The sequence below is a fragment of the Brevundimonas sp. UBA7507 genome (assembly GCF_002478355.1).
GTDB lineage: Bacteria > Pseudomonadota > Alphaproteobacteria > Caulobacterales > Caulobacteraceae > Brevundimonas > Brevundimonas diminuta_D.
On record NZ_DLNP01000018.1, the window covers coordinates 186,099 to 208,854 of the forward strand.

The 22,756-nt window shown below is 68.2% G+C and carries 25 protein-coding genes; 14 read left to right on the forward strand and 11 right to left on the reverse strand.

Translation table 11 applies throughout. From position 1 onward, the window contains the following. Positions 1–43: 43 nt before the first annotated feature. Both B3D50_RS14475 and B3D50_RS14480 read right to left on the reverse strand, forming a co-directional pair. Positions 44–217 carry a YegP family protein gene (locus B3D50_RS14475; RefSeq protein ID WP_286952237.1) on the reverse strand — a complete coding sequence of 58 codons (174 nt, stop codon included), beginning with the start codon at positions 215–217 and terminating at the stop codon, positions 44–46. A gap of 102 nt (positions 218–319) precedes the next feature. Next, on the reverse strand, positions 320–1,507 hold the full coding sequence (locus B3D50_RS14480; protein WP_286952238.1) for a benzoate/H(+) symporter BenE family transporter: 1,188 nt from the start codon (positions 1,505–1,507) through the stop codon (positions 320–322). Positions 1,508–1,580: 73 nt separating this feature from the next. Here B3D50_RS14480 and B3D50_RS14485 point away from each other — a divergent pair, with 73 nt between their 5' ends. Then, positions 1,581–1,985: a VOC family protein gene (locus B3D50_RS14485; protein ID WP_286952239.1), complete on the forward strand. Its 405-nt coding sequence runs from the start codon at positions 1,581–1,583 to the stop codon at positions 1,983–1,985. A gap of 58 nt (positions 1,986–2,043) precedes the next feature. Here B3D50_RS14485 and B3D50_RS14490 read toward each other — a convergent pair whose 3' ends face one another. Then, complete coding sequence (locus B3D50_RS14490; protein ID WP_286952321.1) at positions 2,044–2,841, reverse strand: enoyl-ACP reductase FabI; 798 nt, start codon at positions 2,839–2,841, stop codon at positions 2,044–2,046. A gap of 155 nt (positions 2,842–2,996) precedes the next feature. Here B3D50_RS14490 and B3D50_RS14495 point away from each other — a divergent pair, with 155 nt between their 5' ends. Then, positions 2,997–3,338 carry a DUF2794 domain-containing protein gene (locus B3D50_RS14495; protein WP_003166665.1) on the forward strand — a complete coding sequence of 114 codons (342 nt, stop codon included), beginning with the start codon at positions 2,997–2,999 and terminating at the stop codon, positions 3,336–3,338. A gap of 136 nt (positions 3,339–3,474) precedes the next feature. Here B3D50_RS14495 and B3D50_RS14500 read toward each other — a convergent pair whose 3' ends face one another. After that, the gene (locus tag B3D50_RS14500; protein ID WP_286952241.1) at positions 3,475–4,221 is read right to left on the reverse strand and encodes a Bax inhibitor-1/YccA family protein; all 747 of its coding nucleotides are present in this window, start codon (positions 4,219–4,221) and stop codon (positions 3,475–3,477) included. Between the two features lie 126 nt (positions 4,222–4,347). On the opposite strand from B3D50_RS14500, the gene thpR reads away from it, so the two are divergent. From thpR to mmcB, 3 genes are read left to right on the forward strand one after another with little or no spacing between them, the layout of a single operon-like run. Beyond that, positions 4,348–4,887 (forward strand): RNA 2',3'-cyclic phosphodiesterase, encoded by a 540-nt coding sequence (gene thpR / locus B3D50_RS14505; RefSeq protein WP_003166667.1) that lies wholly within the window; start codon positions 4,348–4,350, stop codon positions 4,885–4,887. After that, entirely contained in the window at positions 4,884–5,450 is a 567-nt protein-coding gene (locus B3D50_RS14510) for a GNAT family N-acetyltransferase (RefSeq protein WP_286952244.1), read from the forward strand. The genes thpR and B3D50_RS14510 overlap by 4 nt, the downstream gene beginning before the upstream one ends. A gap of 25 nt (positions 5,451–5,475) precedes the next feature. Further along, on the forward strand, positions 5,476–5,922 hold the full coding sequence (gene mmcB / locus B3D50_RS14515; protein WP_269296365.1) for a DNA repair putative endonuclease MmcB: 447 nt from the start codon (positions 5,476–5,478) through the stop codon (positions 5,920–5,922). 4 nt (positions 5,923–5,926) lie between these two features. Here mmcB and B3D50_RS14520 read toward each other — a convergent pair whose 3' ends face one another. From B3D50_RS14520 to B3D50_RS14530, 3 genes are all read right to left on the reverse strand, one after another. Next, positions 5,927–6,640, reverse strand: a complete 714-nt coding sequence (locus B3D50_RS14520; protein WP_286952247.1) for a M48 family metallopeptidase — start codon at positions 6,638–6,640, stop codon at positions 5,927–5,929. Next, positions 6,606–7,886: a polyhydroxyalkanoate depolymerase gene (locus B3D50_RS14525; RefSeq protein ID WP_286952249.1), complete on the reverse strand. Its 1,281-nt coding sequence runs from the start codon at positions 7,884–7,886 to the stop codon at positions 6,606–6,608. Before B3D50_RS14525 ends, B3D50_RS14520 begins: the two co-directional genes overlap by 35 nt. Before the next feature lie 97 nt (positions 7,887–7,983). After that, positions 7,984–8,604 carry an SCO family protein gene (locus B3D50_RS14530; protein WP_286952251.1) on the reverse strand — a complete coding sequence of 207 codons (621 nt, stop codon included), beginning with the start codon at positions 8,602–8,604 and terminating at the stop codon, positions 7,984–7,986. Positions 8,605–8,693: 89 nt separating this feature from the next. Here B3D50_RS14530 and B3D50_RS14535 point away from each other — a divergent pair, with 89 nt between their 5' ends. Together B3D50_RS14535 and B3D50_RS14540 are read left to right on the forward strand one after the other, a co-directional pair. Further along, positions 8,694–10,205, forward strand: a complete 1,512-nt coding sequence (locus B3D50_RS14535; protein WP_286952253.1) for an ActS/PrrB/RegB family redox-sensitive histidine kinase — start codon at positions 8,694–8,696, stop codon at positions 10,203–10,205. Between the two features lie 70 nt (positions 10,206–10,275). Continuing rightward, a complete protein-coding gene (locus B3D50_RS14540) occupies positions 10,276–10,842 on the forward strand; it encodes an ActR/PrrA/RegA family redox response regulator transcription factor (protein ID WP_076224487.1) in 567 nt (188 codons plus the stop codon). A gap of 210 nt (positions 10,843–11,052) precedes the next feature. Here the strand turns inward: B3D50_RS14540 and B3D50_RS14545 are convergent, their stop codons facing one another. Together B3D50_RS14545 and B3D50_RS14550 are read right to left on the reverse strand one after the other, a co-directional pair. Then, entirely contained in the window at positions 11,053–13,098 is a 2,046-nt protein-coding gene (locus B3D50_RS14545; protein ID WP_286952256.1) for a transglycosylase domain-containing protein, read from the reverse strand. Positions 13,099–13,202: 104 nt separating this feature from the next. After that, positions 13,203–14,150 (reverse strand): alpha/beta fold hydrolase, encoded by a 948-nt coding sequence (locus tag B3D50_RS14550; RefSeq protein ID WP_286952258.1) that lies wholly within the window; start codon positions 14,148–14,150, stop codon positions 13,203–13,205. Positions 14,151–14,249: 99 nt separating this feature from the next. On the opposite strand from B3D50_RS14550, the gene B3D50_RS14555 reads away from it, so the two are divergent. The 3 genes from B3D50_RS14555 (at position 14,250) to B3D50_RS14565 (ending at position 17,852) form a co-directional block, all read left to right on the forward strand. Then, entirely contained in the window at positions 14,250–15,365 is a 1,116-nt protein-coding gene (locus tag B3D50_RS14555; protein WP_286952260.1) for an aromatic ring-hydroxylating oxygenase subunit alpha, read from the forward strand. A gap of 60 nt (positions 15,366–15,425) precedes the next feature. Continuing rightward, complete coding sequence (locus tag B3D50_RS14560) at positions 15,426–16,073, forward strand: DUF1345 domain-containing protein (protein ID WP_286952262.1); 648 nt, start codon at positions 15,426–15,428, stop codon at positions 16,071–16,073. A 276-nt stretch (positions 16,074–16,349) separates the two neighbouring features. Further along, entirely contained in the window at positions 16,350–17,852 is a 1,503-nt protein-coding gene (locus B3D50_RS14565; RefSeq protein ID WP_374560175.1) for a DEAD/DEAH box helicase, read from the forward strand. A 78-nt stretch (positions 17,853–17,930) separates the two neighbouring features. Here B3D50_RS14565 and B3D50_RS14570 read toward each other — a convergent pair whose 3' ends face one another. Together B3D50_RS14570 and B3D50_RS14575 are read right to left on the reverse strand one after the other, a co-directional pair. Then, positions 17,931–19,232: an OmpP1/FadL family transporter gene (locus B3D50_RS14570; protein WP_286952263.1), complete on the reverse strand. Its 1,302-nt coding sequence runs from the start codon at positions 19,230–19,232 to the stop codon at positions 17,931–17,933. Positions 19,233–19,413: 181 nt separating this feature from the next. Beyond that, the gene (locus tag B3D50_RS14575) at positions 19,414–20,184 is read right to left on the reverse strand and encodes a competence/damage-inducible protein A (RefSeq protein WP_286952265.1); all 771 of its coding nucleotides are present in this window, start codon (positions 20,182–20,184) and stop codon (positions 19,414–19,416) included. Between the two features lie 149 nt (positions 20,185–20,333). Between B3D50_RS14575 and map the strand changes: the two genes are divergently transcribed. The 4 genes from map (at position 20,334) to B3D50_RS14595 (ending at position 22,752) form a co-directional block, all read left to right on the forward strand. Further along, positions 20,334–21,155 carry a type I methionyl aminopeptidase gene (gene map / locus B3D50_RS14580; RefSeq protein WP_286952267.1) on the forward strand — a complete coding sequence of 274 codons (822 nt, stop codon included), beginning with the start codon at positions 20,334–20,336 and terminating at the stop codon, positions 21,153–21,155. A 26-nt stretch (positions 21,156–21,181) separates the two neighbouring features. Further along, positions 21,182–21,913 (forward strand): RadC family protein, encoded by a 732-nt coding sequence (gene radC, locus B3D50_RS14585; protein ID WP_286952269.1) that lies wholly within the window; start codon positions 21,182–21,184, stop codon positions 21,911–21,913. Then, the gene (locus tag B3D50_RS14590) at positions 21,910–22,428 is read left to right on the forward strand and encodes a GNAT family N-acetyltransferase (RefSeq protein WP_286952271.1); all 519 of its coding nucleotides are present in this window, start codon (positions 21,910–21,912) and stop codon (positions 22,426–22,428) included. The genes radC and B3D50_RS14590 overlap by 4 nt, the downstream gene beginning before the upstream one ends. Positions 22,429–22,509: 81 nt before the next feature. Continuing rightward, positions 22,510–22,752 carry a BolA family transcriptional regulator gene (locus B3D50_RS14595; protein ID WP_286952272.1) on the forward strand — a complete coding sequence of 81 codons (243 nt, stop codon included), beginning with the start codon at positions 22,510–22,512 and terminating at the stop codon, positions 22,750–22,752. Positions 22,753–22,756 lie beyond the last annotated feature (4 nt).

Genomic DNA, 22,756 nt, shown 5'->3' on the forward strand with positions numbered 1-22,756 from the left:
GAGAGTTGCGGGGGCGGGCGATGCGCCGCGCCCCCGCGCAGGCTCAGATCTCTTCGGTCGGAGCGTCCGGCACGTATTTCTTGATGGACTCGATGGCGCGCTTGGCGCCGGACTTGTCGGAATAGCCCTCGGTCGAGAAGATGATCTCGGAGTTGTACTTGAATCGGACGCGGAACTCGCCCGCCTTGTCCTGATAGACTTCGAACTTGTGCGCCATGATCGCCTCGCTCTGACGGCCGCCAGTCGGCCGAGGCGGAGAAGCTGCCACGGCCCCGCTCGGGCCGTAAAGGGCGCGAAATGTAAAAGGCGGCGAAGCGGCTCAGCCGCGCGCGGGAATCCAGCGCCGCGCCGCCAGGGCCAGGAAGCCGACGGCCAGGCCCCAGAAGGCCGAACCGACCCCGAACAGGGCCACGCCCGAGGCTGTCGCGGCGAAGGTCAGCACCGCCGCCTCGCGGTCCTTCGCCTCGCTCATCATGGCGCTCAGCGATCCGATCAGCGGCGCGATCAGGGCCAGGCCGGTGATGGCGGCAAGGGCGCCGGTCGGCATGGCTATGAACAGGCCCGCCAGCGGCGCCGCGAACAGGGCGACGACCAGGTAGAACAGGCCGTAGATTACGCCCACGGTCCAGCGCTTCGTCGCATCGGGGTGGGCGTCCGGCCCGGTGCAGATGGCGGCGGTGATGGCGGCCAAGTTTACGCCGTGCGCGCCGAACGGCGCCAGCAGGGTGCTGGTCAGCCCACCCCAGAAGATCAGCTTGCCGGCGGGGGGGGCGTAGCCTGCGGCCCGCAGCACTACCAGACCGGGCAGGTTCTGCGACGCCAGCGTCACCAGATACAGCGGCAGGGCCAGACTGACCGCCGCCTTCCAGTCGAAGGCGGGCATGACCGGCGACAGGGCGCCGAACAGGCCGGCGCCTTCGGGCAGGGCGACCTGGCCGCGCAGCGCCAGGACGGCGAAGGCGGCGACCAGAACGGCGGGCAGGGACCAGGCGGGCGCCAGCCTGCGCATGACCAGAAAGACCAGCAGCAGGCCCGCCGCCAGCGTCAGATCGGTCGGAAACACCAGGAACAGCTTGAGGCAGAAGGGCAGCAGCACCCCCGCCAGCATGGCCGAGGCGACGGCCGCCGGAATGCGCTCGGCCAGCCGCCCCAGAGCGGGGACCAGGCCGGTCAGCACCATCATCAGCCCGGCGATCACGAAGGCGCCCACGGCCGTCGACCAGCCGAGGCCGAGCGTCGAGGCGGCCAGCAGGGCCGCACCCGGCGTCGACCAGGCCAGCACGACCGGCATCTTCAGCCGCCAGCTCAGCACCGCGCCGGGCAGGCCGATGCCCAGGCACAGGGCGGTGACCATGGAGATGATCTGGGCGGGCGCCGCCCCCATGGCCTGGCCGGCCTGCACCACCAGGGCGACCGTGCCGCCGAAACCGACGACGGTCGCCACGGCGGCGGCCGAGAAGCTGGCGGCCACAATGCTGGGAGAAGGCGGCAGGCGGGACGGGCTCATGCCCTATGGCTTAGGCTGCGCCGCAACGCTTCGCAAAGGGGAACGGCGCCGTTCTGGCGTCGTTTGAGTCGTCATGCTGGACCACACCGGAATCATCGTTTCGGACCTGACGGTGGCCCGCCGCTTCTATGACGCCGTGGCGGAAGCTCTGGGTCTGCAGACCGCCAGTAATTCGCCGGAGTCCTTCCTGTTCGGCCACAGCGCCGAACAGCCCATTCCCTATCTGTGGATCGGGATCACACGACCGTCCTATTGGGTCGAGGGTTCGCGCGCAGGGTTGAACCAGATGCACGTCGCCTTCGTCGCGCGGGACAAGGCCATGGTCGACGCCTTCCATCGGGCCGCCCTGGCGGCGGGGGGCCGCGACAACGGCGCGCCCGGCCCCCGCGAAGGGGCTGGGGACTATTACGGGGCCTTCGTGCTGGACCCCGACGGCAACAACATCGAGGCCTGCTGCCGGGGCGCTGCGGCCCGCTGAGGGCGGCGTGAGATCGAACCGGAAAAGTCTGCAACTTTTCCTGATCTCACTCGAGGGCTCAGCCCTCCATGTCGTCCGGCAGGCCGACGGCGTGGAAACCGGCGTCGACGTGGACGACCTCGCCCGTCGTCGAGCGGCCCAGGTCCGAGCACAGCCACAGGGCGGCGCCGGCGACGCCTTCCATCGAGGTCTCTTCCTTGATCAGGGAGAACTGCGCCGACTTGGAGTGCAGGCCGCGCCCGCCCGAAATGCCCGCCAGCGACAGGGTGCGCATGGCGCCTGCCGAGATGGCGTTGACGCGGATGCCCTTCGGCCCCAGGTCGCGCGCGATGTAGCGGGTCGCCGCTTCCAAGGCGGCCTTGGCCACGCCCATGGTGTTGTAGTTCGGAATGACCCGCTCGGACCCGAGGTAGGTCAGGGTGATCATCGACCCGCCGTTGGGCATCAGACGGGCCGAACGCTTGGCCACGTCGACGAAGCTGAAGGCCGAGATGTTCATGGCCAGCAGGAAGCTGTCGCGGGTGGTGTTGTCGACGAAGGAGCCCTTCAACTCGTCCTTGTTGGCGAAGGCCACCGAGTGGACGACGAAGTCGATCGTGCCGAATTCCTTCTCCAGCTCGGCGAAGGCGGCGTCCATCGAGGCGTCGTCGGTGACGTCGGCCTGGATCAGCAGCTTGGCGCCGACGCTTTCGGCCAGCGGGCGCACGCGGCGCTCAAGACCCTCGCCCAGATAGGTGAAGGCCAGCTCGGCGCCCTGGGCGGCCAGCTGCGAGGCGATGCCCCAGGCGATGGAGCTGGAGTTCGCGACCCCCATGATCAGGCCCTTCTTGCCCTTCATGAGGTCTCCGGTGGGCATGTCCCAGCCTTCGCTCGTCGCCATGGGTTCGTCTCCGTATCTAGAACTTGTTCCGCCTTTTGGACGGGCGCGCGGCGGGTGACAAGCGTTCAGGCCTCGGCCCGGCCTTAATCCGCGAGGCTGGCGTTTCTCCGCAGGCGGCCTAAGTTGAAGCCATGAGCTTCGACGTCGACAGTCCGAATGCGCAACCGGAGGCGGGGCCGGTCTTCTTCGACCGCCGCGAACTGGACCAGATGCTGCGGGTCTATGGGCGGATGGTGGCGGCGGGCGAATGGCGTGACTACGCCATGGCCGGCCAGAAGGACCACGCCGAGTTCGCCGTCTTTCGCCGCCACGGCGACGCGCCGCTCTATCGGATCGAGAAACGTCCGGCCCTGCGCCTGAAACAGGGGCAGTGGGCCGTGATCGGCGAGGGCGGCCATGTGCTGAAGCGCGGCCGCGACCTGGCCCAGGTTCTGCGCGTCTTCGACAGCCGCAAGTTCACAGTGGTGGAGTAGGCGGCGACAAAAGAAAAAGGCCCCGACGTCGCCGTCGAGGCCTCATTTTTCTCGGCCTATCGCCCTTCGAGCTGTTTGAGGCCTGCGCTCAAGTCGGCCGTGACCGCGTCACGGCCATAGTGCGCTTAGAAAACCCCTATTCGCGGCTGCCCATGAAGGCCAGCAGGAACTGGAACAGGTTGATGAAGTTGATGAACAGGCTCAGCGCGCCGAAGCCCGTCGCCACGCCCATCGCGTTCTTGTCGCCGCCCAGGGCGTAGTAGGTCATCTTCAGGCGCTGGGTGTCATAGGCGATCAGACCCGAGAAGATCAGCACGCCTGCGCCCGAGATCACCAGATACATCACGCCCGACTGCATGAAGATGTTCACGATCGAGGCGATGACCAGGCCGATCACGCCCATGATCAGGAAGGTGCCCATGCCGGTCAGATCCTTCTTGGTCGTATAGCCAACCAGGCTCAGACCCGCGAAGGCGGCGGCGGTGACGAAGAAGGTCGAGGCCAGCGAGCCGTTGGTGTAGCGCAGGAACAGCACGCCCAGGCCCGCGCCGATGGTGGCGACTACGGCCCAGTAGAGCATGTTCACGCCCTTGGCCGACGGGTTCTTCATGAAGAACATCGAGCCGAACAGCATGACCAGCGGCGAGAACTGGACGATCATGCCCAGCATCGTCAGGCCGATGCGGCCGTCGTCCATGCGCGCGAACAGCAGCTGCTGCACCGCTGGGACGTTGCCGGTGACGTAGGCCAGGGCGCCCGCGACGACCAGACCGATCGCCAGCTTGTTGTAGACGCCCAGCATGAAGGCGCGCAGACCGGCGTCGACGGACATGTCCGCCGACTGCGGAAGCGGGCGCGCATAGCCGTTGTTGAAATCGCTCATCGCGAAAGAAGTCTCCCATTCGGCCGGGAAGATCCCGACCTTTGGTTGAAATATCGGGATGCAGACGCATCCTTGCAAGAAAAACCGGACTTCCGGCCGCCGGTTCCGCCCGCTACCAAGGGTCGCATGTTGCGCCTGTTCACCGCCATCCCGATCCCTGAGGACGTCGCCGAGACCCTGGCGCGGCGTCAGTCCGGTCTGCCCGGCGCGCGCTGGCGGCCGCTGGACGCCCTGCACGTCACCCTAGCCTTCTATGGCGAGGCGTCCGAGCGCACGGCCGACGATCTGGCCTCGGAACTGACGCGAGCCGAGGGCGGCGGGGCGTTCGAGATCACCCTGAACGGCGTCGGCGCCTTCGGCGACGCGCACCGCAGCCATACCCTGTGGGCCGGGCTGGAGCGGTCCGAGCGGCTGAACGTCCTGGCCGGGCGCTGTCGGTCGGCGGGCGAACGGGCGGGCGTCCCGCCTGAAAAGCGCGAATACCGCCCGCACGTCACCTTGGCCTATCTGAAGCCCCAGGCGAACCCCGACCGCATCGGCGCCTGGATCACCGGGCACAATCTGCTGAAGTCGCCGCCGATCCGCGTGGATCGTTTCGGCTTGTACTCCAGCGTCCTGACCGGGGACGGCAGCGTCTACACCCTGGAACGCGAGTATCTGTTGTGATCGATCGCCCTACATCCCCTCTCGGTCCCACGCTGGAGACCGAACGCCTGTTCCTGCGTCCGCCGACGCTGGAGGATTTTCCGCGCTGGGCCGACTTCATGAGCGACCCCGAGACGACGCGCTTCATCGGCGGGGTGCAGTCCCGGCATGAGGTGTGGCGCGGCATCGCCTCGGTCGCGGGCATGTGGGCGCTGCACGGCGAAGGCATGTTCTCGCTGATCGAGAAGACGACCGGCCTGTGGATGGAGCGCATCGGGCCGCTGCATCCCTATGGCTGGCCGGGCCGGGAGGTGGGCTGGAGCCTGCACCGCGACGCCACGGGCAAGGGCTATGCGATCGAGGCCGCGGCGGCGGCGATGGACTACGCTTGCGACGTGCTGGACTGGCCGGATGTCATCCACTGCATCGACCCCGACAACCGGGCGTCGGAGAAGGTGGCCGAGCGGCTGGGCTCGACCAATCGCGGGCCGGGCGTCATGCCGCCGCCGTTCCATGAGCACGCGGTCAACCTGTGGGGCCAGACGCGCGAGCAGTGGCGCGTGAACCGGCAGCGCTTGCGGTAGGAACATAGGCGGAACATAAAGGCGGATGCCCGCCGCCGCGCTTCACCTCGAACTGGTCTTCAGCCGTCCCGAAACGACCCTGTCCGTCACGCGGGGGGCGGCGCGGCTGATGCTGGACATGGGCTATGCGCCCCTGCTGGAGGTCTGCCTGCCCAATGGGCGGCGCGCCGACGTCATGGCCCTGGGGCCCAAGGGCGACATCGTCATCTGCGAGGTGAAGTCGGGGATCGACGACTACCGCGTCGATCGCAAATGGCAGGAGTACGGCCCCTTCTGCGACGCCTTCTATTTCGCCGTCGCGCCGGAGTTTCCGCAGGGCGTATTGCCTGACGAGCCGGGTCTGATCGTCGCCGACGGCTTCGGCGGGGCGGTGGTGCGCGACGCGCCGGCGACGCCCCTGGCGCCCGCCCGCCGCAAGGCCCTGACCCTGGCCTTCGCCCGCCTGGGCGCGCTCAGGACGATGCGGGACTGAAGCCCTATCCGCCCACCGCGTGCAGGGCTGCGCCGTGATCGCGTAGCCAGCGGCGGTGCGGGCGATGATCTCCGACCAGGCGGCCGACCACCGCCCAATAGGCGGGGCTGTGGTCGGCGTGGACCAGATGGGCGACCTCGTGCGCGGCCAGGTAGTCGGCGATGGCGGGCGGGGCCATGATGACGCGCCAGGAATAACGGATCGAGCGATTGTGCGGGCTGCACGAGCCCCAGCGCGAACGGGTGTCGACGATGGACACCTTCACCGGTTTCTGGCCCAGGGTCTTCAGATGGACGTCGGTTCGCTCGACCAGGAAGTCGCGCGCGGCGCGGCGGAACCAGTTCTCGACGCGGCGCGAGAAGGCCTCGCCCTCTCCGCCCGAACGCAGCACCGGCCCCTCAGGCGTGTCGACGAGGCGGGCCGCGCCTGCGCCGCCCGTCGCCTCTAGCCGCACGGGGCGACCCAGCCAGGTCACGACGGCGCCCGGCTCGAACGGCTGAGTGTCGATCCGCGCGGCCAGCCGTTCGGCGATCCATCCGGCCTTGGCGCGGGCGAAGGCCACGACTTCGCCCAGGCGCCGCTCGCTGGGCGCGACGGCCACGGCCTCGCCGGCGCGGGCGTCGATGCGGATCGACAGCCGACGTGCGCGCGGATTGACCGACAGCCTCAGGGCGACGCCGCCCTCAAGCGGCAGACGCTGACCGTTCCGGTACGACACTGAGGTCTTCGTTGCTGGCGATGAAATCGCGCACGCGGGGATAGATCTCCTCGCGGAAACGGCGGCCGTTGAAGACCCCGTAGTGGCCGACCTTGGGCTGGACGTAGAGCAGGCGCCGGTCGTCGGGAATGTTGGGCGTCAGGCCGTGCGCGGCCTGGGTCTGGCCGACGCCGGAGATGTCGTCCATCTCGCCCTCAATGGTGGCCAGGCCGATGTCCGTGATCGCCGTCAGATCGACCGTCTCGCCGCGATGCTGCAACAGGCCGCGGGGCAGCAGATGCTGCTGGAAGACGATGTCGATGGTCTGAAGATAGAACTCCTCGGTCAGGTCCAGCACCGACAGATATTCGTCGTAGAACTGCTCGTGCTTCTCGACCCCGTCGCCGTCGCCTTCGACCAGACTGTCGAAATAGCGGCGATGGGCGTCGACGTGCTTGTCCTCGTTCATCGACATGAAGCTGTAGAGCTGGACGAAGCCCGGATAGACCCGCCGTCCGACGCCCGGATAGGGCCAGGGCACGGTGTGGATCATGTTCGACTTGAACCAGGTGAAGGGCTTTTCCTCGGCCAGCTGGTTCGTCACGGTCGGCGACAGGCGGGCGTCGATGGGCGAGCCCATGAAGGTCATGGAGGCGGGCCGGTTCGGGTCGTTCTGCGCCGCCATCACGGCGCAGGCCGCCAGCACCGGCGGCCCCGGCTGGCAGACGCCGACGACGTGGGCGCGCGGCCCCACCGCCGCCAGCATCTCGCGCACGTGGTCGATGTAGTCGTTGAAGTCGAAGCGCCCTTCCAGCATCGGCACCTGGCGGGCGTTGGTCCAGTCGGTGACATAGACGTCGTGATCCTGAAGGAAGGTCTCGACCGTGCCGCGCAGCAGGGTGGCGTAGTGGCCCGACAGCGGGGCCACGATCACCACGGCGGGCGCCGCCGCGGGTTTGCCCGCGCGCTTCAGGTCGCCGATGTTGCGGGCGAACCGCACCAGTCGGCACCAGGGCGAGGACCAGACGACCTGCTCGGTGGTACGCACGGGCTTGCCGTCGATCTCAAGCGTCTCCAGGCCCCAGTCGGGCTTGCCGTAGCGACGCGTCAGGCTCTCGAACACCTCGGCCGACGCATAGGCGGTGCGGCCGATGGCCGTGTCCGACGCCGGATTGAAGGGAGAGGTCCAGAACTGGCGGGCCATCTGGGCCCCGATCCGGAACGGCGTCGCCGAATGATAGGCGAGCTCGTGAAAAGCGTAGAGCATGAAACCCCGACTGCGGCCCCCGCCGATGCGGAACGCCGATCATACAGGGTGCTGCGCCGCAAAAAAGGCCGGTCGCGCTTCGTTCAGGGAAAGGTGATCAGCCCTTTTCCATGGCGTTTTCGATCAGGGTCGCGGTGCGGCTGGGCCCCAGGTCGTGCGCCACGGCGCTGCGGAACTGTCCATCCGGCCCCATCAGATAGACGGTCAGGCCGTGATTCATGGTGTAGCCCTCGCCCTCGCCGACCTTCTGATAGAAGGCGCGATAGGCCTTGGCCGCCTTGGCCACCTGTTCCGGCGTGCCGGTCAGGCCGATGACGCCGTCAGGGAAACCGTCCGACGAGAGATAGTCCTTCAGCATCTGCGGCGTGTCGCGTTCGGGGTCGATGCTGATGAAGACGATCTGCAGATCCTCGGCCTTGTCGCCCATCCGCTCCTGCACCGCGTTCAGCACGCCCAGGGTGGTCGGGCAGTAGTCGGGGCAATAGGTGAAGCCGAAGAAGACCAGGGTCCATTTGCCGTTCAGGATCGTCTGGTCGACCGTCTTGCCGTTCTGATCCGTCAGGATGAAGTCGCCGCCGACCAGGGGCTGGCCCGTCGCGACGTCCGTGGTCTGGGCCGCCTGCTGGCGACCGCCGACGACCACCATGGTGATCAGGCCCAGCGCCAGGGCGATGACCGCGCAGGCGGCGGCGAACAGGATCACGGGACGGCGGGGCATGGCGTCTCCTCATCGGGAACGGAAGTCGTTTCGGCGGCGGCGACACGGCGAACCGTGCAGCCGCTCTTCGCCCGGTCTATAGAAGAGCGGTGAGCCGTACAGAAGCCCCCATCCCGTCGCACGCCCATCCCTACGCCCCGCCGCATCTGCTGGCCCAGGCGGGCGGCGAGCTGGCGGGCCTGCCGGAACTGCCCCGGCGCGGGCGCGGCCTGTCGTTGCGCACCCTGATCGTGCTGCGCTGGCTGGCGGTGATCGGCCAGACCTCGGCCATCCTGACCGCCTATTTCGCCCTGCACTTCCCCTTGCCTCTGTGGGAGTGCCTGACCGTGATCGGCGCGGGCGTGGCGATGAACCTGGCCACCATGGCGCGGGCGCGGCGCATCGACGGCAGCCTGCCCGACGGGCCGCGCACAGCCGCCCAGCTGGGTTTCGACATCCTGCAGCTGGCGACGCTGCTGGCCCTGACCGGGGGGCTGGCCAACCCTTTCTGTCTGCTGCTGGTCGCGCCGGTGACGATCGCGGCGGCGGCCCTGCCTGCGCGTCAGGCCGTCATTCTGGGCGTCATGGCGCTGATCGCCGTGGGCTTCCTGTTTTCCTGGTCCCTGCCGCTGCCGTGGCGGCTGCATGAGCATTTGGAGCTGCCGGGCCTCTATCGCCTGGGGCTGGGCCTGGCCCTGGTGACGGGGGTGCTGTTCACGGCCGGCTACGCCTGGAAGGTGGCGGCCGACGCCGACAAGCTGGAGCTGGCCCTCGCCACCACCCAGGACGTGCTGCAGCGCGAGCAGAGGCTGGCGGCCCTGGGCGGTCTGGCCGCCGCCGCCGCCCATGAGCTGGGCACGCCGCTGGCCACCATCCAGGTCGTCGCCAAGGAGATGTTGCGCGACGCGCCCGCGGGCAGCCCGGCGGCCGAAGACGCCGCCCTGATCCTGCAACAGGCGGAACGCTGCCGCGCCATCCTCAAGCAACTGTCGTCGCAGCCTGAGGAAGGCGACGCCCTGTTCGCCGACATCGGCCTGAAGGCCCTGCTGGAGGAGGTGGCGGAACCGCACCGGGGCTTCGATCTCGACTTCGACATCGCCCTGAAGATTCCGCCCGGCCAGGAGGCCCCGCGCCTGCGTCGCCTGCCCGAGATCGTCCACGGCCTGTCCACCCTGGTCGAGAACGCCGCCGATTTCGCCACCGCCCGCGTCCAGCTGACCGGGGTGGTCGACGCCGGGTGGATCGAGATCGACATCGTCGACGACGGCCCCGGCTTCGCTTCCGAAATCCTGCCGCGTCTGGGCGAGCCCTATGTGACCAGCCGTCCTCAGGCCAAGGCCCGCCGCGCCCTGGCCGCCCAGATCGCCTCGGCCACCCGCCCGGCCCGCCGGGAACGCCGCGCGCCGCCTCCACCGGTCACGGCCCCCATCGCCCCCAGTCAGGGCGGCATGGGCCTGGGCTTCTTCATCGCCCGCACCCTGCTGGAACGATCCGGCGCCAAGGTTTCGGTGGGTTCAGGCGACGCCGCCAAGGGTCAACCGGGGGGCGCCCGCGTCTCGGTCCGCTGGCCGCGTCAGGCCCTGGAAGTCACCGCCTCGGCCATGGAAGGCGATGGAACCTGATGTCGCAGTCGCGAGCTTGGCCCTTGACCCTGCGTCCCTGACGCACGACCTGAACCCTCAGGAGAATTTCATGTCCGAACTCGAGACCCAGATCACGGAACAGATTGCGGCCCTCAGCGACAAGTCCTTGTTGCTGCTGGACGATGATCAGGCCTTGCGCACCCGTCTGGGGCGGGCGCTGGAATCGCGCGGTTTCGTCGTCGCCCTCGCCGGCTCCGTGGCCGAGGCGAACGACGCCCTGCGCCAGTCGGTCCCCGCCTTCGCCGTGCTGGACATGCGCCTGGAGGACGGCAACGGCCTGAAGGTGGTCGAAATGATCCGCGAGCGGCGCGAGGACGCCCGCATCGTCATGCTGACCGGCTACGGCGCCATCGCCACGGCCGTCGCGGCGGTCAAGGCCGGCGCCGTCGACTATCTGCAGAAACCCGCCGACGCCGACGACGTGGTCAAGGCTCTGCTGTCGACCGGCGAGGCGCCCGAGCCGCCGGAAAACCCCATGTCGGCCGACCGGGTGCGCTGGGAGCATATCCAGCGCGTCTATGAGCTGTGCGACCACAACGTGTCGGAGACCGCTCGCCGCCTGGGCATGCACCGCCGCACCCTGCAGCGCATCCTGGCCAAGCGCGCGCCGCGATAGGCCTTTTTTGCGCGCTATGCTCGCGGCGCGGTCGCTCGCGGCTTGAGCGCGCGCCTTATTGTCCTTCTCCCCTTGTGGGAGAAGGTGGCAGGCGAAGCCTGACGGATGAGGGGTCTTGCGTCCTCAATCCGTCTGCCTGTTCTCAGCGTGCAGAAACCCCTCATCCGGCCCTGGCGGACCACCTTCTCCCACAAGGGGAGAAGGGAGACTCTAGAAGAACAGCGCGTCCGGTTGGCGCTCTTGCGGCGGGCTGGGGCGCGCCGCTGGGGGCTGTTGCGGCTGCGGGGCCTGGCCGTCGATGACGACGGGCGGCGGCGCGTCCTCATAGGGCTGGGCCGTGGCGTAGGGATCCTCGACCTGACCCATCAGGTCGCCGACAGGATCGGGCGGGATCCAGCCTTCGGGCAGGGGCGGGCCGTTGGGGATGGCCTGGACCGCCAGCTTGGGCAGGGCCGCCTCCATGAAGCCGCGCCAGATGGCGGCGGGCGAGGAGCCGCCGGTGACGCGGGCCATCGGCTTGTTGTCGTCCTTGCCGACCCAGACGGCGGCGACGAAGCCGCCCGTGTAGCCGACGAACCAGGCGTCCTTGTAGTCCGAGGTGGTGCCGGTCTTGCCCGCGATGTCGCGCCCGCCGATGGCGGCTGAGCGGCCGCTGCCCGAGGTGATCACCCCGCGCAGCATCTGGTTCATGTAGTAGAGCGGCGGGTTGTTGATGGCCTGGCCGCCTTCGGACGGGCCGTGGGTGTAGATGACCCGGCCGGACGGGGTGCGGATGCGGCTGATGCCATAGGCGTCGACGCGGCGGCCGCCGTTGGCGAAGGCGTCGTAGGCCTGGGCCATCTCCAGCGGGCTGACCTCGACGGCCCCCAGCGCCATGGACGGCTGCAGGCCGATCTCGCTCGAGATTCCCAGACGGCGCGCGGCGCGGGCCACGCTGTCGCGCCCGACCTGATCGGCCACATAGGCGGCGACGGTGTTGGTCGATTGGGCCACGGCCTGGGCCAGGGTCATCTGGCCCGAGAAGCGGCCCGAGTAGTTGCGCGGCGACCAGCCGCCGATGGTCACGGGCTGGTCCACCACCGGGGTCTCGGGCGTGTAGCCGGCCTCGACCGCCGCCAGATAGACGAAGGGTTTCCAGGCCGAGCCGGACTGGCGACGCGCATCGACGGCGCGGTTGAACTGGCTGTCGCCGTAAGAGGCGCCGCCGATCATGGCGCGCACCCGGCCGTCGCCGTCCAGGGCGACCAGGGCGGCCTGTTCGACGCCCTTGCCCTTGTCGCGATCCAGGATGCGGCGCACGGCGCGCTCGGCGTCGGTCTGCAAGGTCAGGTCCAGAGTGGTCTCGACGACCAGATCCTCGGTCGGCTCGCCGACCAGGCCGCGGATCTGCTTGTCCAGCCAGTCGATGAAGTATTGGGCGTGTTGGCTGGCCAGGGTCTTGGACACCCGCACCGGCTCGGCCACGGCGGCCTCGCGCTGGGCCGGGGTGATAGCGCCGACCTCGACCATTTCGTTCAGCACGACGTTGGCGCGCGCAGCGGCGCGCTCGCTCTCGGACACCGGCGAATAGCGCGAGGGCGCCTTCAGCAGGCCCGCCAGCAGGGCGGCCTCGCCGACCGTCAGCTTGTCGGCGCTCTTGTCGAAATAGCGTTGCGAGGCGGATTCGATGCCATAGGCGCCGGCGCCGAAATAGACGCGATTCAGATAGAGGGCGAGGATCTCCTTCTTGGAGAACTTCATCTCCAGCCACACGGCCAGCATCAGCTCCTGAACCTTGCGCTTCATGTTCTGATCGGGCGTCAGGAACAGGTTCTTGGCCAGCTGTTGGGTGATGGTCGAGCCGCCCTGGACCACGCGCCCGGCCTTCAGGTTCGAGGCCATGGCGCGGCTCATGCCGATCGGGTCGAAGCCGGGGTGGTGGTAGAAGCGACGGTCCTCGATGGCCACGAAGGCCGCGGGGACGTAGTCGGGCAGGGCGTCCAGATCGACCGGCGGCGCCATCTGGGTGCCGCGCACCGCGATCAGGGCGCCGGAGCGGTCCAGATAGGTGATCGAGGGCTGGCGGTCGACCTCATACAGGCTGGAGGTGTCCGGCAGGTCGCGCGCGAAGACGGCGAAGAAGACGACGGCGAAGATCAGGCCCCAGACGGCCAGCACCGCGCCCCAGTAGAAGAGGCGGCCCATGAAGGTCCGGCGCGGTTTTCCTCCGCCCTGATCGTTCCCGTCGGGTCCGCGGTCTTTGCGCGCCATGAACATCCCTCTATGCCAGCGGCGCGAACCCTAGCCGTTCACGTCGCCGACGAAAACGCCCCCGTTTCCGATCACGCCAGCGTGAGCGCCTATTTCGCCGAAAGAATGGCTTATCTCGCCAGGAAGGCGTCCAGTTCGTCGTAGAAGGCCGTCGGCTGGTCGAACATGATGAAGTGGGCGCTGTCGTCGATGCGCTTCAGCTTGGCGCCGGGCAGGGTCGCGAACGACATCTGATAGATGGCGTCGGTGATCGCATCGGTCATGCGGGCGTCATTGAACTTGACGTAGAGCACCTCGGTCGGGGCGGTGATCTTCGCCAGTTCGGGGCGCAGATCGGTCGTGACCAGTTCGCGGAAGGCGGCGGCCGAGACCTTCTGGTCGCTGTCGCGCATGTCCTGAAGCGCCTCTTCGCGGCGGCTCTCGGTGTTGATCATGCCGTTGATGGCGGTGGTGGCCTGGGCGACGTAGGCCTCGCGCGGGCTGGTCGACTGGGCGGCCCAGATCTGATCGGCGACGGGGGTCACGCTTTGCGCCGTCGCGCCCGGCGCGCCGAACATGGCGCCCATGAAGGGGATCATGTCCACGACCATCAGCTTGCCGACCAGCTCGGGGTGACGCGCGGCCAGCATCATGCCCATGGTTCCGCCCATGGAGTGGCCGACGACGGCGGGCTTGTTCAGATGCTGTTCGCGGATGTAGCGGGCGATTTCCTCGGCCACGGGGGCGCCGACCGGCTGGGGCGCATCGCCTTGCGCATTGACCTGCGGCGCGGCGCCCGCGAAGCCGGCGACGTGGATGCGGTGGATGCGATAGCGCCCGGCCAGGTGATCGACCGCGCCCTGCCAGATGTCGGGCGAGGACGACAGGCCGGGGATCAGGATCAGATCGGGTGCGCCTTCCGGCCCGTCGACGCGGACGCTGAGGCGGTCGGAGGCGAAGGCGGCGTGCGCCGCGCCGTGGGCCGCGTGGTTGACGTGACCGTTCTGGGCGAGCGCAGCCGGAGCGGCGGCCAGCAGCAGGGCGGCGGCGATGAAGGCGACGGAGGCGGTGCGGATCAAGGCGTCTCTCCCAAAGAGAATTTGAGCCAGATTAATTCATCGGCTGAGGAAGGGAATGGCCTTTGGACGGCCGCCTGTCCCTGCTGCTACAAGGCGGCCATGACCGCTGACGCCGCGCCCGCACCTTCCGCCACGCCTGAAGCCAAGGCCCCGCCGACCGCCTTCGGCAAGGGCTTCATCACCGACGCCTGGTATTTCGTCGCCCTGGCGCGCGACGTGCCGGTCGCCAGCCTGAAACGCTATGAGATCATGGGCGAGCCGGTCCTGATCGGCCGCACGCGCGCCGGCGAGGTCTATGGGATGCGCGACATCTGCCCCCACCGCGCGGCGCCGCTGTCGGCCGGGCGGCTGGTCGAGAAGCCGGGCGAGGGCGAGACGATCGAATGCCCCTATCATGGCTGGCGCTTCCGGCCCGACGGCGTCTGTGCGGCCATTCCGTCCCTGGTCGAGGATCAGGCGTTCGAGGCGAACCGCATCAAGGTCCGCGCCTATCCGGTGCGCGAGAGCCAGGGCATGGTCTTCGTCTGGATGGCGGCCGACGCCCGCAACCCGTCCGAGCCGGATCAGGAGCCGCCGCAGTTTCCGGGCGCCGTCGGCCAGCCGCGCCTGGTCGAGTGGATGGATTTCGACAGCCATATCGACCACGCCGTCGTCGGCCTGATGGACCCCGCCCACGGGCCTTACGTCCATCAGCAGTGGTGGTGGCGTTCCGAACATTCGATGCACGAGAAGGCCAAGACCTTCGCCCCGGTCGACTTCGGCTGGGCCATGGTGCGTCACGCGCCGTCGTCGAACAGCCGCCTCTACAAGGTGCTGGGCGGGGCGCCCGCGACCGAGATCACCTTCCGCCTGCCGGGCTATCGCTGGGAGCATATCCAGGTCGGCGCCAAGCAGGTGCTGGCCCTGACCTGCCTGACGCCGGTGAGCGAAACCAAGACCCGCATCACCCAGATTTTCTGGTCCGACCACTGGGTGTTCGGCATCGCCAAACCCTTCCTGCGGATGGGGGTGGTGGCCTTCCTGAAACAGGACGGCGGCATGGTGAACCTGCAGAACGAGGGGCTGAAATACGACCCGGCCCTGATCTGGATCGACGACGCCGACAAACAGGCCAAATGGTACCAGCAGCTGAAGCGCGAATGGCTGAAGAGCCGCGCCGAGGGCCGCGCCTTCGTCAATCCGATCCAGGAGACGGTGCTGCGCTGGAAGAGCTGACGGCTGAAGTCCGGCGGCGGGGCTCTGGCCGTTCGCACGGAACGGCGCAATCATGCGGCCATGAAGCGGATCGCGCGCATCCTCCGTCTGCATTTCGCCCTGTGGCTGGGGCTCGCCGTCCTGGCGGTCGCGGTGATTTTAACGCCTGCCGCGTGGGACTGGCCGATGCGGATCGCCGCCGCCTGGGACGCCAGCGTCTGCATCTTCCTGACGCTCACCTTCATCCGCCTGTATCGCCATCGCACGGCCTCGGCCATTCGCAAGCGGGCGGCAGACCTGGACCAGGCGGGCGGCGCCGTCCTGCCGCTCAGTTTGCTGGCGGCGGCGGCCAGCGTTTTCGTGATCGTTATGGAGGCGGCGGACGGCGGCAAGCCGAGCCTGGGCGAGGCGCTGTTCTCCGTCGGCACCATCGCCGCCTCCTGGCTGTTCACCCACGTCCTGTTCGCCCTGCACTACGCCCATGAATTCTATGCGCCCGTCCAGGGCGGCGGCGACCGGCGCGGGCTGATCTTTCCCGGCGAAGAAGAGGCGGACTACGGCGACTTCCTGCATTTCTCCCTGATCATCGGCGTGGCCAACCAGACGGCCGACATCCAGATCAGCAGCCGTAAACTGCGCCGGATCGCCACCGTGCACAGCCTGATCGCCTTCGTCTTCAACACGGTGATCCTGGCCCTGGCGGTGAATATGGCCGTGAGCCTGCTTTAGGCTTCGCATGCTCATTCGAGCCGGCGCCTTGACTTGGCCGCTATTGAGGCCCATCTGCGCTGCATCGCACAATGCGATGACCGGCGCGTTCCAGCGCGTGTTTGGGCTTCCCTCTTGGAAGGCCTGTCTGTCGAGCGGCCGGATCATTCGATTTCATACGTCGTCCATACACGCGGGGCGGCGCCCGTTCCCCGCCCGAGCTTCGGGCAGGCGACGTGCGCCCTTTGTGAACCGGCCCTGTCCGGCTGCGCCCGTCGTCGTTCGTGAAAGATAGACGTGAGCGAAATTACCTTTGAATCCATGGGCCTGAACAAGGCTCTCCTGACCGCCCTGGCCGCGACCGGCTATGAGAAGCCGACGCCGATCCAGGCCAAGGCCATCCCCGACGTGATGAAGGGCAAGGATCTGCTGGGCATCGCCCAGACGGGCACCGGCAAGACGGCGGCCTTCGCCCTGCCGATCCTGCATCGCCTGGCCGAGAACCGCGTAGCGCCGCGCCCGCGCACCACGCGCGCCCTGATTCTGAGCCCGACGCGCGAGCTGGCCACCCAGATCGGCGACAGCTTCAAGCAATACGGCGCCCACCTGGGCTTCCGCGTGGCGGTTATCTTCGGCGGCGTGAAGTACGGCGCCCAGGAACGCGCCCTGCAGCAGGGTCTGGACGTTCTGGTGGCCGCGCCTGGCCGCCTGCTGGACCATATCCAGCAAAAGACCCTGGACCTGTCGACCTGCGAGATCTTCGTTCTGGACGAAGCCGATCAGATGCTGGACCTGGGCTTCATCAAGCCGATCCGTCAGATCGTCAGCCGCATTCCGGCCAAGCGTCAGAACCTGTTCTTCTCGGCCACCATGCCGTCCGAGATCGGCAAGCTGGCGGGCGAGCTGCTGAAGGATCCGGTCAAGGTCCAGGTCACGCCGCAGTCGACCACGGTCGAGCGCATCAAGCAGTCGGTGATCTGGATCGAGCAGGGCAAGAAGCGCGCCCTGCTGACCGAACTGTTCTCCGACCCCGCCTATACGCGCTGCCTGGTCTTCACCAAGACCAAGCACGGCGCCGACAAGGTCGCGGCCTATCTGGAAGCCGGCGGCGTCGAGGCCGGCGCCATCCACGGCAACAAGAGCCAGCCGCAACGCGAGCGCGCGCTGGAGGCCTTCAAGAACGGCAAGCTGCGCGTGCTGGTCGCCACCGACATCGCCGCGCGCGGCATCGACGTGGACAAGGTCACCCATGTGGTGAACTTCGAGCTGCCCTATGTGCCGGAAGCCTATGTCCACCGCATCGGCCGCACGGCCCGCGCGGGCAAGGACGGCACCGCCATCAGCTTCGTCGCCGGCGATGAGATGAAACTGCTGAAGGACATCGAGAAGGTCACGCGCCAGAAGATCCCCGCGATCGACCGCCGCAACGACAAGGCGCTGGCTCAGCTGGACGCCTCCATCATGTCGGCGGGCGTGGCCAAGAAGGCGACCCTGCCCGAGCGTGAAGGCAAGCCGCAGGGCGAAGGCCGGGGCGGCCGTGGTCGCGGCGGTCGCAATCCGCATCGCGAGGGCGTCAAGCTGGAGGGCGGCGGCCAGCCGCACCGTCAGCGTCGCGGCCGCAACGGCGCGCCTGCGGCCGAGCGTCCGGCGGCGGCCTATGATCCGATGGCGGGCGATCGCGCCCGTTCGGCCGCGCGCGCGACGCCTGCGGCCGAGCCCAAGCCGGTCGGCGAGCTGCAGCGCCGCCCGCGTCGTCGTCGCCCGTCGAACGGCGGCAAGGGCCACGCCGCCCAGGGTTGATGCTCTCGGCATGAGGCGAATAAAAACGGCGGCTCCTTTGCGGGAGCCGCCGTTTCCTTGTCCGCCGTCAGGCCGGGATCAGAAGGCCCAGCGCGCGCCGATCGAGGCGACCAGGGCCGAGCCTTCGGCCTCGCCGCGCAGGTGCGAGGTCACGGCCGCCGGGGTGCCGGCGTAGAAGGCGCGGTCGTCGTGGATGGTCGAGTCGCTGAAGGCGATGTAGGTCAGACCGGCGTCGAAGGTGACGCCTTCGGTCACTTCGGTCGAGCCGCCGACCGAGAACAGCCAGCGGTCGGCGTCGGGGATGCGGGCCGTGCGCAGGCTGTCGCGGGTCGGGGTCGGGTCATAGCCGACGCCGGCGCGCAGCGTGGTCTTGTCGCTGATGGCGTAGTCCAGGCCGATCGCGCCGGTGGTGACGTCCTTGTAGTTCTGATGGATGACGTCGCCGCCGCCCGGATATTCGACGGTGATGGCCTGGAACTCGGACCAGCCGATGCGGTTGACCTGGGCGTTCAGGGTCAGCTTGTCGTTGACGGCGTAACGGACCGACGCCGAGGCGAACCACGGGGTGTTGAAGCTGGCCGTGCCGCCCGTCGAGACGCTGTTCGGAGCCAGCGGGCCGGTCAGGACGATGTTCACGTCGCCGTCTAGCTCGTGCTCGATCTTGGAGCGATAGCTGAGACCGAAGTCCCACGGGCCCTTGTGGACCTGGGCGCCGACGTTCCAGCCGAAGTCCCAGCCGTCGCCTTCCAGCGAGGAGGAGCCGTCCGGCAGCAGGGGGGACACCGACGGCATGGCCGAGGTCAGCTTGGCCTTGACGAACTGGGCGTTCAGACCGGCGCCGACGTCCAGCCAGTCGTTGACCTGATAGGCCACGGTCAGGCTGGCGTCGCCTGAACGCAGCTCCGACGTCAGGGCGTCGTAGCGGGCGAAGGAGCCCTGTTCGTACTTGGTGGTGAAGTTGTAGGGCGCGGCCACGGAGACGCCGACGGCGAAGCGGTCGCCGATCGGCGTGGCGAAGGCGAAGTTCGGCACCAGACCGCTTTCGATCGGGTCGACCTCGGTGTTGCGCGGGTTGACCACCGGCACGTCCACGCCGCCCGGATAGGTGACGTAGGAGCCGGCGTTCTTCACTTCGGAGTCGATGCGGATGGCGTGAAGGCCGACCGAGACTTCACGGCCGCTGCGGGCGATGGAGGCGGGGTTCCACCACATCGAGCCGACGCCGCGATCGGCGGCTTCGCCCGAGAAGGCGCGTCCAGCGCCGCGCACGGACTGTTCCTGCAGATAGAAGGAGCCGGCGAAGGCTGGGGCGGCGACGCCCGTCATCAGGGCGGTGGTCAGTGCCAGGCCGCCGAGGCGGGCCATGTTCCTGGGGGTCATTACGCTTCACCTATGTCGTGGGCCGGCCATTGGAAAAGCGGACGGCCTTGGTTCGGGGAGAGCCGCCACGCTACTCATCACAGCGTCCGTGTCATGAAAGCGTTGCGTCCAAGGCCGGTGTCGGACCGCTTCTCGGCGAAAGAGTGGCGCAAAAATCGCACAATTTCACACCTTGGTGAGGTTACGTAACGGCAATTTCGATGCCTGAAGAACGCAGGTTTGCAGCAAGATCGTGTTCCGCTGCGTCAACTTCGGCCGAATCTCGTCCTCGGATCACGAGATGGGTTCCGACCTGGCCAGGCGTCTGATCGACGTTGAATCCGAAGGGGTAGGAGCCGAAGGACAGGTGCGGCCGCGCTTCGGCCGCGGCGCGCAGGATGTCGGCCACCGCGCCTTCGCCGACGCCGGTGACGCGCAACGACCGGCTGTGCACCGGGGCGCCCGTCTTCAGGCGCGGCGCCACGTCGTCCAGCATGGCCTCCATGATCTTGGGCACGCCGGCCATGACGAAGACGTTTTCGACCTGAAAGCCCGGCGCGCCGCTGACCGGGTTGGCGATCAGCACGCCGCCGTCGGGCACGCGGGCCATGCGGCGCCGCGCGGCGTTGAACTCGCCCGGCGCATAGCGGCGCTCTAGGATGGCGAGCGCCTCGGGGTGTTCGCGCACGCGAACGCCGAAGGCGGCGCCGACCGCATCGGCGGTGATGTCGTCATGGGTCGGGCCGATGCCGCCGGTGGTGAAGACGTAGTCGTGCGCCGCGCGCAGGGCGTTCAGGGCCCCGACGATCTGATCCTGACGGTCGCCGACGACCCGCGCCTCCATCAGATCGACGCCCAGCGGCGCCAGAAAGCGGGCCAGGGTGTTCAGATTGGCGTCGCGCGTGCGGCCCGACAGGATTTCGTCGCCGATGATCAGGACGGCGGCGGTGGGGGAGGGGGCGATCTGGGACATGGCTCGTAGATAGGATGGGCGCGGCCCTGCGTCAGCGGCGAACCCTGACGGGCTTGAGGTTTTGTGCTAGTCTGACCATCTGAAGTCCTGAAAGCAGCCTCTTCGCCCGTTCCGCGCCCTTGCGGAGCGCGCCTCCCCGAAAGCCGAGCATGTACGAGACCCCCGACCTGGAAACCGACGTCTTTGTCCGCAGCCACGAAATCCGCATCTATGATGCGGAAGGGTTCGAGGGCATGCGCAAGGCCGGCCGTCTGGTCGCCGAGGCGCTGGACATGATCACCGAGCATGTGAAGCCGGGCGTCACCACGTGCGAGTTGGACGATCTGGTGCGCGAGTTCACCCTGGACAACGGCGGCGTCCCCGCCTGCCTGGGCTACAAGGGCTACACCAAGACGGTCTGCACCTCGATCAACCACGTCGTCTGCCACGGCATTCCCGGCGACAAGGTTCTGAAGGAAGGCGACATCGTCAACATCGACCATACGGTCATCGTCGACGGCTGGCACGGCGATAGCAGCCGGATGTATCCGGTCGGCGAGATCAACGCTCGCGCCAAGAAGCTGATCGACGTCACCTATGACTCGCTGGACCTGGGCCTGGCCCAGATCAAGCCGGGGAACACCTTCGGCGACATCGGCTTCGCCATTCAGAAATTCGTCGAGGCCCAGCGCATGAGCGTGGTGCGCGACTTCTGCGGCCACGGCATCGGCCGCGTGTTCCACGACAGCCCCAACGTCCTGCACTACGGCCGTCGCGGCGAGGGCGCGGTGCTGAAGCCCGGCATGTTCTTCACGGTCGAGCCGATGGTGAACCTGGGCAAGCCTGCGGTGAAGGTGCTGTCGGACGGCTGGACCGCCGTGACGCGCGACAAGTCGCTGTCGGCGCAGTGCGAACATTCGATCGGCGTGACCGAGGACGGGCTGGAAATCTTCACCGCCTCGCCCAAGGGTCTTTTCCGCCCGAAATTCTGAGCTAGTCTCCCTCCCGGGGGAGGCTGATGCTCGATCAACCGCCGGAACGACCGAAGGCCAAGCCGCACCACGCCGGTCATCGCGAGCGGTTGCGCGAACGCGCCCGCGCGGCGGGCCTCCATCATCTGCCGGACTATGAACTGCTGGAGCTGTTCCTGTTCCGCAGCCAGCCGCAGGGCGACGTCAAGCCGGTGGCCAAGGCCTTGCTGGAGCGGTTCGGGTCGCTGGCGGCGGTGCTGGCGGCCTCGGTCGAGGATCTGATGACGGTCAGGGCCGAGGATTCGCGCGGCCGGGCCAAGGGGGTGGGCGCCGAGACGGCGCTGGACATCGCCGCCCTGCACGAAGTCTCGCGCCGCGTGGCCAAGGAAGAGGCGAACCGGCGGACCGTCATCTCGTCGTGGACGGCGCTGCTGGCCTATGTGCGCCTGTCCTTGCAGCACGAGCCGCGCGAGCAGTTCCGCGTGCTGTATCTCGACAAGAAGAACCAGCTGATCCTGGACGAGATCCAGAACCGGGGCACGGTCGACCACGCCCCCGTCTATCCGCGCGAAGTGGTGCGCCGGGCGCTGGAGCTGTCGGCCAGCGCCATGATCATCGTTCACAACCACCCCTCGGGCGATCCGACGCCCAGCCGGGCCGACATCGACATGACCAAACAGGTGATCGAGGCGGCGCGCGCCCTGTCGGTCCAGGTTCACGACCACCTCATTGTCGGCCGCGAAGGCGTGGCCAGCTTCAAGCAACTGGGATTGATGTGACTGTTCTTTCGACCGCGCGCCTGACGCTGGCGCCCGTCGCCGTCGGCGACATGGACGACCTGACCGCCCTGTGGGCCGACGCCGAGTTCACCCGCCACATCATGGGGCGCGGACTGTCGGAGGAGGAGGTCTGGTTCCGCCTGCTGCGCGACATCGGCCATTGGCAGGCCAAGGGCTACGGCAACTGGTCGATCCGCGAGACGACGACGGGCGCCTATGTCGGCAGCGTCGGGGTGCTGGACTATCGCCGCGAGATCGAGCCGCCGTTCGACGCGCCGGAGCTGGGTTGGGGCGTAGCGCCCGCCTTCCAGGGCGCGGGCCTGGCGCGCGAGGCGCTGGAGGCGGCCCTGGCCTGGACCGACGCCTATCGGCTGGAGCCGCGTACGGTCTGCATGATCTCGCCCGAGAACGCCCCTTCGGTGCGTCTGGCCGAACGGGTGGGCTATCGCCCCTACGCCCGCGCCGACTACAAGGGATCGACCGTCGACCTGTATGAGCGTCCCCGCGCCGGATGACCGGCTGACAGAAGGGACGCGGGACGATAAGCTTTACAATTCAGGCCCTGAGACGGCCTTTTGCCTTCTAGGAGTTCTGTGATGCCCATGTCCGTCGACGACCTTCGCGCCCATCTGGTCGAGGCCTTCCCTGACGCGGACATCGCCATTGAGGATCTGGCGGGCGACGGCGACCACTATCGCGCCCGCATCGTGTCCGAGGTCTTTCGCGGCATGAACCGCGTGCGGCAGCATCAGACCGTCTACGCTGCGCTCAAGGGCAAGATGGGCGGCGAACTGCACGCCCTGGCGCTGGAGACGTCGGCGCCGGTCGAGGCGAGCTGATCCC

What these genes read in the sequence shown, in the direction of transcription:
- B3D50_RS14480 (WP_286952238.1), bottom strand. Translation starts at nt 1,507, where the DNA reads ATGAGCCCGTCCCGCCTGCCGCCTTCTCCCAGCATTGTGGCCGCCAGC.
- B3D50_RS14560 (WP_286952262.1), top strand. Translation starts at nt 15,426, where the DNA reads ATGAAGCGGATCGCGCGCATCCTCCGTCTGCATTTCGCCCTGTGGCTG.
- map (WP_286952267.1), top strand. Translation starts at nt 20,334, where the DNA reads ATGTACGAGACCCCCGACCTGGAAACCGACGTCTTTGTCCGCAGCCAC.
- B3D50_RS14500 (WP_286952241.1), bottom strand. Translation starts at nt 4,221, where the DNA reads ATGAGCGATTTCAACAACGGCTATGCGCGCCCGCTTCCGCAGTCGGCG.
- B3D50_RS14570 (WP_286952263.1), bottom strand. Translation starts at nt 19,232, where the DNA reads ATGACCCCCAGGAACATGGCCCGCCTCGGCGGCCTGGCACTGACCACC.
- mmcB (WP_269296365.1), top strand. Translation starts at nt 5,476, where the DNA reads ATGCCCGCCGCCGCGCTTCACCTCGAACTGGTCTTCAGCCGTCCCGAA.
- thpR (WP_003166667.1), top strand. Translation starts at nt 4,348, where the DNA reads ATGTTGCGCCTGTTCACCGCCATCCCGATCCCTGAGGACGTCGCCGAG.
- B3D50_RS14540 (WP_076224487.1), top strand. Translation starts at nt 10,276, where the DNA reads ATGTCCGAACTCGAGACCCAGATCACGGAACAGATTGCGGCCCTCAGC.
- B3D50_RS14525 (WP_286952249.1), bottom strand. Translation starts at nt 7,886, where the DNA reads ATGCTCTACGCTTTTCACGAGCTCGCCTATCATTCGGCGACGCCGTTC.
- B3D50_RS14555 (WP_286952260.1), top strand. Translation starts at nt 14,250, where the DNA reads ATGACCGCTGACGCCGCGCCCGCACCTTCCGCCACGCCTGAAGCCAAG.
- B3D50_RS14545 (WP_286952256.1), bottom strand. Translation starts at nt 13,098, where the DNA reads ATGTTCATGGCGCGCAAAGACCGCGGACCCGACGGGAACGATCAGGGC.
- radC (WP_286952269.1), top strand. Translation starts at nt 21,182, where the DNA reads ATGCTCGATCAACCGCCGGAACGACCGAAGGCCAAGCCGCACCACGCC.
- B3D50_RS14485 (WP_286952239.1), top strand. Translation starts at nt 1,581, where the DNA reads ATGCTGGACCACACCGGAATCATCGTTTCGGACCTGACGGTGGCCCGC.
- B3D50_RS14575 (WP_286952265.1), bottom strand. Translation starts at nt 20,184, where the DNA reads ATGTCCCAGATCGCCCCCTCCCCCACCGCCGCCGTCCTGATCATCGGC.
- B3D50_RS14475 (WP_286952237.1), bottom strand. Translation starts at nt 217, where the DNA reads ATGGCGCACAAGTTCGAAGTCTATCAGGACAAGGCGGGCGAGTTCCGC.
- B3D50_RS14490 (WP_286952321.1), bottom strand. Translation starts at nt 2,841, where the DNA reads ATGCCCACCGGAGACCTCATGAAGGGCAAGAAGGGCCTGATCATGGGG.
- B3D50_RS14530 (WP_286952251.1), bottom strand. Translation starts at nt 8,604, where the DNA reads ATGCCCCGCCGTCCCGTGATCCTGTTCGCCGCCGCCTGCGCGGTCATC.
- B3D50_RS14595 (WP_286952272.1), top strand. Translation starts at nt 22,510, where the DNA reads ATGCCCATGTCCGTCGACGACCTTCGCGCCCATCTGGTCGAGGCCTTC.
- B3D50_RS14495 (WP_003166665.1), top strand. Translation starts at nt 2,997, where the DNA reads ATGAGCTTCGACGTCGACAGTCCGAATGCGCAACCGGAGGCGGGGCCG.